This window comes from Sphingomonas radiodurans (assembly GCF_020866845.1).
Classification (GTDB): domain Bacteria; phylum Pseudomonadota; class Alphaproteobacteria; order Sphingomonadales; family Sphingomonadaceae; genus Sphingomonas; species Sphingomonas radiodurans.
This window is the reverse complement of the sequence record NZ_CP086594.1, coordinates 549,234-561,527: the sequence shown is the minus strand read 5'-3', so window position 1 is coordinate 561,527 and position 12,294 is coordinate 549,234. Positions and strand designations below refer to the sequence as shown.

The 12,294-nt window shown below is 63.6% G+C and carries 17 protein-coding genes; 16 read left to right on the top strand and 1 reads right to left on the bottom strand.

The genetic code is table 11. From position 1 onward, the window contains the following. Nucleotides 1-97 precede the first annotated feature (97 nt). From LLW23_RS02710 to LLW23_RS17645, 4 genes are all read left to right on the top strand, one after another. A complete protein-coding gene (locus LLW23_RS02710) occupies nucleotides 98-265 on the top strand; it encodes a hypothetical protein (protein WP_228947255.1) in 168 nt (55 codons plus the stop codon). A gap of 115 nt (nucleotides 266-380) precedes the next feature. Next, the gene (locus LLW23_RS02705) at nucleotides 381-842 is read left to right on the top strand and encodes a hypothetical protein (RefSeq protein ID WP_228947254.1); all 462 of its coding nucleotides are present in this window, start codon (nucleotides 381-383) and stop codon (nucleotides 840-842) included. Then, nucleotides 839-1,420, top strand: a complete 582-nt coding sequence (locus LLW23_RS02700; protein ID WP_228947253.1) for a patatin-like phospholipase domain-containing protein — start codon at nucleotides 839-841, stop codon at nucleotides 1,418-1,420. Before LLW23_RS02705 ends, LLW23_RS02700 begins: the two co-directional genes overlap by 4 nt. Beyond that, entirely contained in the window at nucleotides 1,387-1,815 is a 429-nt protein-coding gene (locus LLW23_RS17645) for a DUF6950 family protein (protein WP_408642009.1), read from the top strand. Before LLW23_RS02700 ends, LLW23_RS17645 begins: the two co-directional genes overlap by 34 nt. On the opposite strand, the gene LLW23_RS02695 is transcribed toward LLW23_RS17645, so the two are convergent. Continuing rightward, nucleotides 1,738-2,310 carry a hypothetical protein gene (locus tag LLW23_RS02695; protein WP_228947252.1) on the bottom strand — a complete coding sequence of 191 codons (573 nt, stop codon included), beginning with the start codon at nucleotides 2,308-2,310 and terminating at the stop codon, nucleotides 1,738-1,740. The genes LLW23_RS17645 and LLW23_RS02695 overlap by 78 nt on opposite strands. Before the next feature lie 321 nt (nucleotides 2,311-2,631). On the opposite strand from LLW23_RS02695, the gene LLW23_RS02690 reads away from it, so the two are divergent. From LLW23_RS02690 to LLW23_RS02635, 12 genes are all read left to right on the top strand, one after another. Then, nucleotides 2,632-3,375, top strand: a complete 744-nt coding sequence (locus LLW23_RS02690) for a hypothetical protein (RefSeq protein ID WP_228947251.1) — start codon at nucleotides 2,632-2,634, stop codon at nucleotides 3,373-3,375. Further along, nucleotides 3,375-4,226, top strand: coding sequence for a phage tail protein (locus LLW23_RS02685; RefSeq protein ID WP_228947250.1), 852 nt, complete (start codon nucleotides 3,375-3,377; stop codon nucleotides 4,224-4,226). Before LLW23_RS02690 ends, LLW23_RS02685 begins: the two co-directional genes overlap by 1 nt. Nucleotides 4,227-4,294: 68 nt before the next feature. Beyond that, nucleotides 4,295-4,699 (top strand): hypothetical protein, encoded by a 405-nt coding sequence (locus LLW23_RS02680; protein WP_228947249.1) that lies wholly within the window; start codon nucleotides 4,295-4,297, stop codon nucleotides 4,697-4,699. Then, complete coding sequence (locus LLW23_RS02675) at nucleotides 4,696-6,270, top strand: hypothetical protein (RefSeq protein ID WP_228947248.1); 1,575 nt, start codon at nucleotides 4,696-4,698, stop codon at nucleotides 6,268-6,270. The genes LLW23_RS02680 and LLW23_RS02675 overlap by 4 nt, the downstream gene beginning before the upstream one ends. After that, entirely contained in the window at nucleotides 6,270-6,746 is a 477-nt protein-coding gene (locus LLW23_RS02670; protein WP_228947247.1) for a hypothetical protein, read from the top strand. The genes LLW23_RS02675 and LLW23_RS02670 overlap by 1 nt, the downstream gene beginning before the upstream one ends. A 1-nt stretch (nucleotide 6,747) precedes the next feature. Next, nucleotides 6,748-8,613, top strand: coding sequence for a hypothetical protein (locus tag LLW23_RS02665; RefSeq protein WP_228947246.1), 1,866 nt, complete (start codon nucleotides 6,748-6,750; stop codon nucleotides 8,611-8,613). After that, nucleotides 8,610-9,218, top strand: coding sequence for a hypothetical protein (locus LLW23_RS02660; RefSeq protein WP_228947245.1), 609 nt, complete (start codon nucleotides 8,610-8,612; stop codon nucleotides 9,216-9,218). The genes LLW23_RS02665 and LLW23_RS02660 overlap by 4 nt, the downstream gene beginning before the upstream one ends. After that, a complete protein-coding gene (locus LLW23_RS02655) occupies nucleotides 9,215-9,736 on the top strand; it encodes a heme oxygenase-like domain-containing protein (RefSeq protein ID WP_228947244.1) in 522 nt (173 codons plus the stop codon). Before LLW23_RS02660 ends, LLW23_RS02655 begins: the two co-directional genes overlap by 4 nt. Nucleotides 9,737-10,411: 675 nt before the next feature. Next, entirely contained in the window at nucleotides 10,412-10,915 is a 504-nt protein-coding gene (locus LLW23_RS02650) for a hypothetical protein (RefSeq protein ID WP_228947243.1), read from the top strand. Then, the gene (locus tag LLW23_RS02645; protein WP_228947242.1) at nucleotides 10,912-11,235 is read left to right on the top strand and encodes a hypothetical protein; all 324 of its coding nucleotides are present in this window, start codon (nucleotides 10,912-10,914) and stop codon (nucleotides 11,233-11,235) included. Before LLW23_RS02650 ends, LLW23_RS02645 begins: the two co-directional genes overlap by 4 nt. A gap of 133 nt (nucleotides 11,236-11,368) precedes the next feature. Continuing rightward, nucleotides 11,369-11,854, top strand: coding sequence for a M15 family metallopeptidase domain-containing protein (locus LLW23_RS02640; protein WP_228947241.1), 486 nt, complete (start codon nucleotides 11,369-11,371; stop codon nucleotides 11,852-11,854). Beyond that, complete coding sequence (locus LLW23_RS02635; RefSeq protein WP_228947240.1) at nucleotides 11,851-12,195, top strand: hypothetical protein; 345 nt, start codon at nucleotides 11,851-11,853, stop codon at nucleotides 12,193-12,195. Before LLW23_RS02640 ends, LLW23_RS02635 begins: the two co-directional genes overlap by 4 nt. Nucleotides 12,196-12,294 lie beyond the last annotated feature (99 nt).

The window sequence follows — 12,294 nt, the reverse complement described above, 5'->3', positions numbered from 1 at the left end:
CCCGCACCGGGCGCGCGGTGCTGACATCCGATTGGCGCTGCCGGCCGGAAGGCGGCTGGGGCGAGCGTCCTGCCCCTCGGCTGTATCGAGCAGCGGCATGAAGGCGCGATCGAAGCAGGTCTTGGCCGAGCCGCTGATTGGGCGGTTCATCAAAGCAGCGGTGCCTTCCAAGCGGAAGATCGCGCTGTCGATGGTGAGCGCTCTTGCTGGAGCGTCTGTTGACATCACGCGCCTCGTTGGTGGGCGCTCGGGAGGCAACATCTGATGCGGCCGGCTCACACCATTTCGGATCACGCGGCGTCCGCCAGCCCCCCGCAGGGCGTTGCGTGCCGGAGAGCCGGGGCGGGGTGTGAACCCCTTACTGGCCGCAGCTCGACGCGATGATCGCGGATCTTGAGGGCGGCTTGAACATCGCCGTGTTCCACGACTTCCGCCGGCCTGTGCCGCTTGGTCGCATGTCATTGATATCGGCACCTACGGTCGCGGAGGCGACCGCCGTCGGATCGAGCAGCATTAAGGTCGGCGGCTTCGCCCCGGGGGCGCCAGCGCTCTGCGTCGGCGACTATATCGGCGGCGATGGAAGGCCGCATTTGGTCAGCCGCGCGATGACCATCGCGGCGGGCGGCGTGGTTGCCGGCGCGGGCACCATTGTCGCGGATGCCAGCGGCGCTGCGACGATCGGGTTCAAGCCGCCTCTATCTGCCGCGGTGGAGGCGGGGACGGTGCTGACGTGGCCTGTCACCGGCAGGTTCGAGCTGATCAGCGAGGATGCCGGCGCCAACGAAACGGGGGTCGGCGGGATCTCCGAATATGTGCTCGACTTCGTGGAGAGCCTGCTGTGAGCGGTTTGCGCGACCTACCCCCTGCGCTGCAGGACGAGATCGAAAAGCCGGAGCTGCGGCCCTTCCTCGGGTTGCACATCGATCTGCCGGACCCGGTGTACGCGGTGACCTGCAACGCGACGATTACCTACGGTGGTGAGACGTGGTCGGCAGTGGGCGGCCTTGGCCAGATCGACACTGTGGAGGAGGGCAGCGACGGCTCGTCCGTCGGCGTGCGCGCGACGCTCTACCAAGTGCCCAGCGAGTTCCGTGATGATATTGCCGACCAGGCGACGCGAGGCTGCCTCTACGAGCTTTTCGTGGGCGCTCTGGATCCCTCGTATCGCGAGGTGATCGGCTTCAAGAACATCTGGAAGGGCAGGCTCGACACCTACGAGATCGTCGATGCTGGCAAGACGATCACAGTGACCGTCGGCGGCGAGAGCCGGATGCGCGATCAGCGGCGCCCGGCGATCAGGCGCTTCACTGATTGGTGGCAGCAACGGCGCCGGCCCGGCGACAAGGCATTTCAATACGTCAGTCGGATGGTCGAGGTGCCAATCCTATGGGCCAAGGCGTCACAGAACGCCGTCCTGTGACCGACCCGGCATGGTCAATCCACTGCGGCGACCGGTGGCGCGAGCATGTGCTGGCCCAGACCGGGGCTGACGTCTGCGACGTCGTCGGGCCATCGCCCAGACGTCCGCGGGACTGGGCCCCCATGATGCGACGGCTCGGCGTTCGCGACATGGCCGGGGTCATCAGCGCGGTTCACGGGGAGCCTGTGCCGTCCCGCCAGGCGATGCGCGGCGACGTTGTCCAGCGTGGCTGGGCGATCGGCATCTGCCGCGGAGACAAGGCCGAGTTTTTTGGCGGCGACATGGTGCCGATGCGGGAAGTAGAGAGGTCGTGGGCCTTATGTGAGACACAGATCCCCGGTCTGCGCGCCAAAGTCGGTGATGCAGAAGTCACCGAGCAAGTCGTTCATCTCTGACACTCGTGTCTGGTTTGTGTGATCAGCCAGCTTGAAGACGGTCCAGAAATTCTGCGCAGGGTGTGCGGCGGCCACAAATGCACCTTTCGGGAAGGAGGCCCGGAGCGCAGTCTCTAGTCCAGTGGGCGCCCCGGATTGGTCGAATAGGGCAACGTCCCCATGGATTAGGACGCGATTCACCTCGCTCGGTATTGGGAACCTCCCCTCTCGGTGTTCTTCGGCAAGCTGCAGAATCCTGCGACCAAGGGTGCCGACAAGCTGATCCTTGGGATGGGTGCTGATGTCAATTGTCACCGTCATTACCGGTCCCGACCGATCGACCGACTTGACCCATTCGGGTAAACGCGGCGCCGCCGCTGGCGCCGCAACCCGCGGCTCGGCCGCCGAGCGCCGAGCCGCCTCATCTCGATACTTCTGCGGCGCTAGGGTGCCGATCAGGATGATTAGCGCCAAGGCCACCAGCGCGCCGATCGCCGTCCGCTTCAACCACTTCATGTCGCACCTCTTCCTTAGAGGCGATCATAGCTGGAGTATCCTTTGGGCAAAGTCCTCAAGGCAGTTGCGATCATCGCTGTGGCCGTCACTGTTGCGTACTTTGCTCCAAAGATCTCGGCTGCGCTCATCAACGCCGGCCTTGTTGGAGGCGGGATAACGGCAGCAGCGCTGACCGCAACGATCGTCTCTACCGCTATCGGCGTCGCCGTGAGTACCGGCTTGTCCTTGTTTGTCGGTAAGCCGTCAGCGGCAGGTAGCGCAACACCAAGCGTGTTTCGCCAGACCCTAGCAAACAGCTTCATCATCTATGGGAAGCGTCGCGTGGGCGGCCTGATGATCTTCTTCCACCCGGTGGGAAAGGATTGGCGCTATTTCGTGATCGCGGTCGCAGGGCACCGCTGCCAGGGCGTCACGCGGTGGTTCCTCGGTGACGAGGAGGTGTCGGTCGACGGCGCGGGGAAGGTCACCAGCGGCAAATATGCCAACAATGCGTGGCTGTGGTTCGCACGCGGCACGGCAGATCAGGCCGCCCACCCGACGTTCGTGGGGGAGACCGGGGGGAAGTGGAGCTCGGATCACCGCGGCCGCGACACCGCGCTGATCTACGCCAAATTCAAGATGACCGATGACGTGGTGCAGGCCGGCATGCCGAACATCACTGCGGAAGTTGAGGGCAAAGACGACATTCTTGACCCGCGAACAAACACCCGTGGCTATACGCGCAACGCTGCGCTCGTGTTCTACGACTGGATGGTCACGCCGCGCGAGGAAGGCGGCTTCGGTGCCTACGGCGACGAGATCGACTGGGACTGGATAGCAGCGCAGGCAAACGTCTGTTCAGAGTTGGTTGCCACGCCGTTCGGCACCGAGAGGCGCTACGAGTTCGACAGCTATATTCAGACGGGTGGCGCACCGAGCGAGGTGAGGGATACCTTCGTCGTCTGCTGCGCGGGATCGTTCACCTATTGCGGCGGCAAGATGCTGATGCGGCCGGGCTATTATGTCCCGCCGAGCGCGACGCTTCAGGAAGCCGATCTCGCCGGCCGATCACGGTGCCGGCGCTGATGCCTGGTGACCAGATCGGCAACGAGGTGACCGGCACATACATCGAGCCGAACCTTTACCAGCCGGCAGACGTGCCGACCCGCGCGATCGCTGCGGAGGATACACGGCAGCTGAGCTATGATCTGCCGCATATCACGTCGGTGTACCGCGGGCAGCGCATCCTCGAATTCTACCTGCGGAAGGCACAGGCGGAGCGCCGCGTGACCTGGCCGATGAACATCATGGGCATCGCGATCTCGACGCTCGACACGGTGCAGCTTGCAACCGAGCGGTACGGCTTGTCCAACTACGCCTTCCAGGTGAGCAGCTGGGGCCTCAACCAGGACTTCTCGGTTGGACTGCAACTGGAGGAAACCGGACCCGAGATGTTCGACTTCGATCCCGACTCCTATCTCGAGCCGGGCGAGATGGCGGTGCTAACGCCTGCAGATGCGATCGGCGACCCGACTGCGCCGCGTGGCGCGCTGCGTGTCGTCGCGAGCGATCCGCCCTTTCCGGTGACGAGCAGTGCCTCGAGCCTGACCATTGCCGCATCGTCCGTGATGCTCGACACCGGCCAATCGCTTGTGCTGCCCAGCGTCAGCATCCCGAGCCTGACCGATGGCACCTTCTACAACCTGTTCTGGAACACCGGCACGAGGGCATACGAGGTCGAGCTGGATCCAGCCCCGACACGCCTTGCGTCACCGTCGTTCGTGTTCATCGTACGTCAGGGCACCCTGAACACGGACGGCACGCCGCCCGACGTCGAAGCGCCGCCACCCGGCTATGGCGGGGGCGGTGGCTACTATGGCGGGAACCCGACCCCATGGTGCCAGATCCGCGAAACACCACCTCCGGGCTGTAGTTGAGCATGCTGCCCAGCGTTGCGGCGGGCACCATGATGCTGCGCCTCCCCGCCTGACCTTCGGAGACATCAATGCCCGTCAATCAGAGGTTCCTCGCTTCGCGCAATGCGACGTGGGCGCCGACGCTCATCTATGATTACGAGGGCGCAGCGCTACCATTGACCGGCGCGGCGATCGCGATGGAACTTCGACTTTACCCCGGCCAGGCGGGCGCAGCGAACCTCCGCCTGGCGAACATCCCGTTTAGCGACGCGTTGGTGTCGGGCGCGCCCGGATCCGCAGACGAGCGGCGACGGCTTTCCCTCCTCCCCTTTGCAACATCGGCGCAGCTGAGTGTGCTGCCAGGGCTGCACGCACCAGAGCTGGGCGAACCGTTCCCCTTCGCCTTCGACATCCTGATCACCTACGCCGACGGTCTCTCCGAAATCCTGTCGAGCGGCACCTTCGTCCTTTCGCCAGGAGTGACCACCACATGAGAGAGATCATCGGCGCGCAGGTTGGCGGGCTTCGAGGGCCCGGGCTGACCGATGCGGACCTCGCCGCGATCGACGGAAAAGTTGCATCCGCAACAGGCGCAGCGGTCGAGGCCGCTTTTGCCAGCCAACGCGTCGAGCGTGTGATCTATGTCAGCCAGGGCGGTGATGACGCGAACAACGGCGAGGCGCTGCACAACGCGGTGCGGAGCATCGAGGCGGCACGCGATCTGGTCGCGGCTTACGACGGCCCGGCAACCATCATGGTTTATCCCGGTGAATATCGAACCGCCGGCCATATTGACTTCCCCGACAATTGCACGGGCGTGATCGGAACCGGGGCGGCGCGCTCCACGCGAATCCTGCCCACCGTTGGCAATGAGGAAAAGAACCAGTTCCGCATGGGCGATGGCGGCTACGTGCAGGGTTTCAGCTTCGAAGGCTGGCGGGTCGATGACCTCGACGACCCGTCCGAAGGTTTCGCAATCTCGTTCCGGCCCGGCGCGATCATCCGGCGCACGGTCTACGCGCACAACATCACCGTCTGGCGCGGTGGACCACCAGCCCTGATCCCGCCGCCGCTCGATCGCTTGAACGGCAACCCTATGGTCGGACGCGGCGGCGGCGTTGCGCTGGCCGACCGGGCGGTCGTCAGCGGTTATTCGGTGTTCCCGCAGATCATGCTCTGGGGCGCGACGCCGGTCAGCCCGAACGGCATTGGCTATTGCGCGAAAAACGGCGCGTTCATCAACGGCATCAACGCCGTCGCGCTATGGATGCACAAGCAGTATCTGTGTCTCAGCGGCGGTCAGATGATCTTGACGAACTGTGCCTCGCAGTTCGGGGACTACACGCTGTGGTCCGAAGGTTCGACGCAGGAGGTCGTGCCCGGTGTCAGCATCGGGCCGGTATCGGTGCAGACAGCGGCATCGAACGCGGTCGTCGCCAACAAGGCCGCGATTCTGGACGCAATGTGGACCGCGACGGACGCCGCGTTCCCCTATTTCTGCCTCAACGAAGGCAAGACCCGCACCGATGCCACGATCCTGCTCGACAGCATCGCATTCGACTTCGCGGCGGGTCAGCAGGAAAGCGTCCAGCGTTTCGCGTCGGGCATGTTCAATTATGCTGGCGACCGGGTGTTTCCTGTCGAGGTGCTGCCCGCCTTCGTGTTCGCTTGGAACAACATGCGCGCGCAGATCAAGGCGCTGGTCGGTGCCGACGCCGACAACATGATCGACGGGCTGATCGATGCGCTGATCGCTACGGTGACAGCGCCGGTGAAGCGCACAAAGCCGAGCAACATCATCGCGGTGGGGCATCAATGGAATGCTGTGATGGCGGGCGTGAACGGCCGAGCGCTGTCCCGGCCGTCGCTCGACGTGCCCGACAGCATCGTCGAGCGCGACCTGGGCACGATCACGTACAGCGGGATCGATGAGCGCGGGAAGTTCTACTTCACCGGCGGCGCACTGGTGAACCCGTTGACGGGGCAGTTCGAAGGTCCGCCCGTCGACCGCACAATCCTGCCGCGCGCCCGCCGTGCGGCGACCATCGTCGGAGGTTACTCATAATGGCCCGCATCATTACCAGGGAAAGCGCGGCGGCAAAGCCGTTGCGTATCGCACTGGCCGGGGTGCCGGTCGACTGGACGACGATCCTGGAAGCAAACGATTTCAGCGTGCCGGACACGTCGGTCCGCTGGCCGGGCGTCGCAAACCGGGACCCCGCGAACGCTGATCGCCGCATCCAGCCTGGGTTCGCGCTGATTGAGGCTCCCCTGATGTTTCACAACACTGATGTGGTCGAGCGGAGGATCGATATCCGCATCTTGACGGAGGATGCTGCGGAGGTGGTGCAGGCGCGGATCACCATCCCCGCCGGTGACACGTACATGCACCCGGCACCAGGCCAGCGATTGTTGAAACTCACCCTCGCAAGCGCATCCGGCGACCGGTTGCAGGTGCGTGCCGAGGTGGCAGGCGTGATCCATCTTACTGCGGCGGCGTCGGAAGGCGCAGCCGAACAGCATCAGCCGAGCGGGGTCTGACATGAGCCGCTTCCTGAAGGACCGCGAGTATCTGACCGGGCGATCGGCCACGTCGCAACGGCTGATTGACCAACCATATCCGATCGACCTGCCGCCCGGTGTCTACAAGGGCACCTGGGTCGTCACCGAGGGCGGTGAGATGCAGTGGTCGAACGGCGAGGAATGGGTGCCGCTTGCTCCCCCGGGGACCGAGATGATGATCCCGCCGTGGGTAGGCGTGCCCGAAGGCTGGTTCGAAATATCGGGGCAGCTCGGCGGCGACTTCACCAATCGCCGCGTGATCGCCAACAAGTTCGACTTTTCCTATCTCGACAATGACCTTTTGTCTTGGATGCTGCCCCTTCCAGCAAGCATGTTTGAGACGAGCGCTGGACTGGTCCAGGTGGCCGCGCCGCCCGCCCCGGTAGGACTTGTGCTTTCCGGCACGGCGATGCCGCGCGTCAACTGGTCGCAATCCGTTTCTGGCAGCCGACCGACGTGGAGCCAAGTCACGCGGCTGGCGGCGGGGCAAAACCGAACCATCAACAAGATCACGTTCAACCGCTTAGGGCAGGCGTGTGTGCTGGACATCCCGATCCGCACGCAGGGCACCATGATCGTCTGCACGTCGCAGGGCATCTACGCGCTAGGCGTGGATATCCCCCAGGGGGCTTACACCTATGGGCGCTGGGATCATCTGCCAGTCGAGGAAGTGTTGCTGCTAAGCAAGTTTCTCACCAACAGCGAGATCGAAGCGTTCAAGGACTTTCTGGTTGATACGCGGTTTCGCGTGAGGGACAATTTCGCGTCAGTTACCGATCTGCGTTCCGCCTGGCGTGATCGTACCGAAATCACCAGCTTCCCAATGATAGATACATCCAACGTAACAAACATGGGTTTTGGCAGCTCGACTGGTGCGTGGTTAGGTTGCACAAAGTTGCAGACATTTCCGGCTCTCAGCATGGCGAAATGTCTTTCCGTCGAGGCTTCGTGGCAAAACTGCACCTCTCTTCAATCTTTTCCAGCGATAGCCTTTCCTGTTTGCCGGGATTTTCGATCAGCATGGCAAGGGTGCTCGTCCATGCTATCGTTTCCCGCGCTGAACATGGCGGTCGGTTGGGCGGGAGACAACAGCGCACTTTGGTATACTTGGCAGGGGTGCACAAGACTGCTCACTTTCCCGACCGGCATTGTTCTCCCCCCGGTAAACAGTTGGGCCTACGCGTGGCAAGCCTGCACATCCCTTAACAACAAGCAGGCGGACAACGGGTGGAGCTTTCCCTTGTTCGACGTATCCCTAGTGAATTCATTTAACCGAACTTGGAACGGGTGCGCGTCATTCTTAAACTTCCCGCCGATCAACACCGGAAACGGGATAGACTTCTTTTCGGCATGGGAAAACTGCGCCAAGATAAATAACATCATGAACTATGGGGTGCCGGGTGGGGACCCATACAGCTTCCCCATGATCGACACCGCGAAGGGGGAAAACTTCTTCTCAGCTTGGAGAAGGTGCGCCGCTCTGACCTCCTTCCCGCCGCTCAATTTTCAATCGGCGCTCGGCACTGTTGGCATCGGCAGCCTTCACGGGTTCCAACTCGCGTGGGAAGGTTGCTCAGCCCTGACGACGTTCCCCGCTGGGGTGTTCAACGCCAGTAGGACGAACAATTACGCAAACGCCTTCACCGGTTGCGCGCTGACGCAGACCAGCGTCGATAACATTTTGACAAGCGTCGCGGCCTCCGCCGCAACCTTCAATCTGAACAATGGTCAGATCGACATCAATCTTGGCGCGAATGCTTCGCCTTCGGTCGCAACCGGCCGACCCGCCGTGGACGCGTTGCGCGCCCGTGGTTGGGTCGTCAACGTCGTGGGGTATCCGGCATGAACTATCATCTGGTGACGATGGCGGTCCCGGCGGGGCTTCTGGACGAAGGCAATGCGCTGATGGCCGCACTGGGCGACAGTCCCGGCGACGCGGAGACGTTCACCGCGCTGGAATGGGGTCCGGCCGATGCAGCCGATGCGTGCCACGCCCTGATGAGCGGGCTGTTCCCAGAGGCGTTCGTCGTAGGCTTGGAAGATGTCGGGCTGTGTTTCAGCGGCCTCGCATCGGCTGATGCGATCTCGGTACGAATCGACATGCCCGCACTCGATGCGATTGCAGACATGGGGCTGGTGTCGTGCACTGATCCGAACGCCACGCCTCCGCCACTGGCAGATCCTGGTGCGCAGGCTCTTTCCGAAGAGCGATCTGGTATGGTTGTGTCGCGCCTGCAGGGGCGTTTGACGCTCGGCGCGGAAACGTGCGCGGCGATCGACGCGCTGGGGGCGGACCCGGACACGCCGTGGGTGGTGCGCGAGACGATCAACAACGCGATCGAGTGGCGCAGGACTTCACCAACGATGGAGCACCTGGGACAGATGCTCGGGTACGACGCGCTGGAAATGGACGATCTGTTCCGCGCCGCGGCGATGGTCGAGGCGTCATGAGCCTCTACGAAGCAACAAGGGATCTGCACCACGCGTGCGAGGCGCACCCGATCGGCCAGCGCATGACGGCGGGAGCCATCACGCCCGGTGAATGGGCGTATTGGCTGTCGGCGTTCAGAGAGATTCACCAAGCGATCGATCCGCATTTTCCGGCGCATCTGGCGCGCGTCGCGCTTTTGGATGCGGATCTGTCCATTCTGCCGCAGACGCCCGTAAGCGCGTCGGCGGAAGTTCTCGCCGCCAGCCTGAACTGTGACGCTGCCCGGCACGGCGCGGCTTACGTGTTGCACGGCGCGCACCGGCGAGGCGGCAGGGTGCTGGCGAAGACGATGGCAGGCGCCGGGCTGCCCAGCGCGCACGTCGTCTATGCCCTGCCGATCGAGACGGAAGCGATGATCAAGTCGCTGCGCGAGCGGGACGACATCGCCGATCACGCACGCTGCGTATTCAAGGCCCTTCTGGGTGTGATGGAAGAGATGCAGATGCTCGCAAGGGCAAGACAGGTCGTGTTCGTATGAGCGCGGCGCGGGGTCTCTAATGGCATGCAAGACCTCGCCGCCGAAGCCGCCCACTGGCGCAGCAAAGCCCGCGAAGGCGGACCTGGATGAGCACGGTTCACTCCTGCGCCTCGGCTAATTATCGGCGGCTGCGGGTCCGAGACGCTAATGTCTTTCGTGACGCCTCGGATCGGCATCCTGATCTGGATCGAAGAGCCGCCATCCGGTCGCGAAGTGTTTGAGCATCGGCCTGTGGCAGCGGACACATTCAGACCGAAAATCTAGCCCGTCGTTCCGCACGACCTTCGATCGTCTGTGGCCCGACACCAAGCATAGCAGTCCAAGCATCACGCCCCCCCGCGTTGAGTGGTGCTCAGCGTTGTGTCCGGATCGCGGGTGGGCATGCTGGTGGTTATGGGTACACGATGTTGCACGCCGCTGCCGAAATAGCAGGAGGGCCCGACCATCCATGGATGAGCGGCCTTGAGCCATGGCGTATCGCCGGTCGTTTGCGGACGTGAGTTCATCACGGTCCCCTTGGTAGTCATGTAGCTTCCCCCGAAGCCCCGATCCGTAAACTCGTCATAACCGTAATTTCGGGTCGATCATCACCCTTCCGGGGGAGGCGGTCCCGGTTGGAGACATCGATGTACAACACAGGCCTCGCGCCCTGGTGGCTGCGAATTGGAGGCGCGCGTGAGCGATCCCACCGTCATCCACATCGTAGGCGTCACGGCCGTCTGGAATATCTTTCTGTCGGCGATCCGGTTCGCACTGGTCGGCTTCTACGGCCTCAAGCCCGTAGCGAGCTGCATCTGGCACCTGATCCGCTGTGAAGGCGGCGATAGGACAGCCTGCCGGAGGCGCTTGATTGCCAGCCTGGATCGGCAATACACCGAGCTGCTGATCGCGATCACGACGCCGTGGAGCGTGATGTTGCTGTTCGTCGGGATGGTAACGATCGGGGCGGGGCTGGCGGTTGGAAGCGTCGGCGACGTGGTGCAATTGGTCGCCATGTCTCCGGCGCACTGGGACGGGTTCGATCGCAGCATGGACATGGCGAGCGCGGTCGGCCTGTGTGTCGGCATGGCGGCAGTCCACGCGGCCGTGACGAAGCATCGATCGCTGAGCCTGGTCACCAGCCTCGGTTTTGCACTCATGGGTGTCGGGATCGGCGCGGTTTCGGCGGTCCACCAGTGAGCATCAAGGATAGCTGGCCGGCGTTCGTGCTGATGGCTTTTGCGGTGGCGTCGGGACAGATCGGCCGGCTCGGGCAGCGGTACGAACGCGGTCAAGCTGTCGGCCGTAAGAAGGTGATCGTCGAGCTGACCATGCTCCCAGCGTTCGGCGCGCTCGGGGGCGCACTGGCGGCGGAATATTCGTGGCCGATCTGGACGATCCTCGGTGCCGGCATCGCTGCCGGATGGACCGGCTTCGGCACCTTCCGGCTGGTCGTCGCGGCAGCGCGCTTCGCTGGCCAGCAGATGGCCGGGATGAAGATCGACCCACCGGCAAGCTGAACCCCGCGACGCAAGCGCAACGCTCGGTGCGACCCTTGTGGGAAGCGCGGCGCTTGCGGAGCCACGGCGGGCTAGCGCCGGGCTGGGCGCGGCCACTCGTATCATTTTGGCACAAAAGCAAGGATATAGATCAATGGCAATCATCCTGGGCCAGCGCTCGCTGGCGCGGCTCGAAGGCGTGCAACCCGATCTTGTCCGCGTCGTGAGGCGCGCGGTGGTCGATGCGGACCCGGTCGACGACTTCACCGTGCTCGAAGGCGTCCGCACAAAGGAACAGTGCTGGGTCAACTTCGGCAAGGGGCGAACAGCGTCGGAGTGCAAGGCGAAAGGCGTGCCTGCCAGCTATGTTCAGCCCAAGCTGGCTAAGGTGACGTGGCTCAGCAACCCGCTGGCCTCGAAGCACGTGAAGCAATCGACGGGCTACTCACATGCCGTCGACCTCGCGCCATATCCAATCGACTGGAACGACCTGGCGCGCTTCGACCGGCTCGGCAAGTTGATGTTGGCGGCGGCGAAGGCCGAGGGCGTCGCGATCCGCTGGGGCGCCGACTGGGATCGTGACGGGAAGCCGCGCGAGAAGGGCGAGACCGATAGCCCGCACTTCGAGCTCGATCGATGACGCTCGCTGGAGCCTTAGCGCTGCTGCGCCGCTTCTGGTGGTCGGTCCCGATCGCCGTGCTGACGATCGCGCTGCTCGCCACCCGCGCTACGCTGGCCGACCGCACCGCCACCCTTCGCGCCGAGCGCGACGCTTGGTCGTCGGAGATCAGGCGGGCCGAGCAGCTGAAGCTCGAAGCTGAGCGCCGCTACGCGACGAACCTCGCCCAGGCCGCGACCAACTACGCCGGCCGCATCTCCGCCATGCAGCCGATTATCGTGCGATCCATCAACACGACGAGGGAATATGCGCAGACTGATGCTGGTCTTGAGCGCGTGCGGGAACAGCAGCGTCCGCGTTGAGATTGCCCGGCCTCCGATCCAGTATCTGACGTGCAAGGCGGAGCCGCTGGTGCCAGTAGAACTAACTGACGCGACGGTGAGCGTGTGGACCAGCGAGGT

What these genes read in the sequence shown, in the direction of transcription:
- LLW23_RS02710 (WP_228947255.1), top strand. Translation starts at nt 98, where the DNA reads ATGAAGGCGCGATCGAAGCAGGTCTTGGCCGAGCCGCTGATTGGGCGG.
- LLW23_RS02705 (WP_228947254.1), top strand. Translation starts at nt 381, where the DNA reads ATGATCGCGGATCTTGAGGGCGGCTTGAACATCGCCGTGTTCCACGAC.
- LLW23_RS17645 (WP_408642009.1), top strand. Translation starts at nt 1,387, where the DNA reads ATGGGCCAAGGCGTCACAGAACGCCGTCCTGTGACCGACCCGGCATGG.
- LLW23_RS02695 (WP_228947252.1), bottom strand. Translation starts at nt 2,310, where the DNA reads ATGAAGTGGTTGAAGCGGACGGCGATCGGCGCGCTGGTGGCCTTGGCG.
- LLW23_RS02685 (WP_228947250.1), top strand. Translation starts at nt 3,375, where the DNA reads ATGCCTGGTGACCAGATCGGCAACGAGGTGACCGGCACATACATCGAG.
- LLW23_RS02680 (WP_228947249.1), top strand. Translation starts at nt 4,295, where the DNA reads ATGCCCGTCAATCAGAGGTTCCTCGCTTCGCGCAATGCGACGTGGGCG.
- LLW23_RS02675 (WP_228947248.1), top strand. Translation starts at nt 4,696, where the DNA reads ATGAGAGAGATCATCGGCGCGCAGGTTGGCGGGCTTCGAGGGCCCGGG.
- LLW23_RS02670 (WP_228947247.1), top strand. Translation starts at nt 6,270, where the DNA reads ATGGCCCGCATCATTACCAGGGAAAGCGCGGCGGCAAAGCCGTTGCGT.
- LLW23_RS02665 (WP_228947246.1), top strand. Translation starts at nt 6,748, where the DNA reads ATGAGCCGCTTCCTGAAGGACCGCGAGTATCTGACCGGGCGATCGGCC.
- LLW23_RS02660 (WP_228947245.1), top strand. Translation starts at nt 8,610, where the DNA reads ATGAACTATCATCTGGTGACGATGGCGGTCCCGGCGGGGCTTCTGGAC.
- LLW23_RS02655 (WP_228947244.1), top strand. Translation starts at nt 9,215, where the DNA reads ATGAGCCTCTACGAAGCAACAAGGGATCTGCACCACGCGTGCGAGGCG.
- LLW23_RS02640 (WP_228947241.1), top strand. Translation starts at nt 11,369, where the DNA reads ATGGCAATCATCCTGGGCCAGCGCTCGCTGGCGCGGCTCGAAGGCGTG.
- LLW23_RS02635 (WP_228947240.1), top strand. Translation starts at nt 11,851, where the DNA reads ATGACGCTCGCTGGAGCCTTAGCGCTGCTGCGCCGCTTCTGGTGGTCG.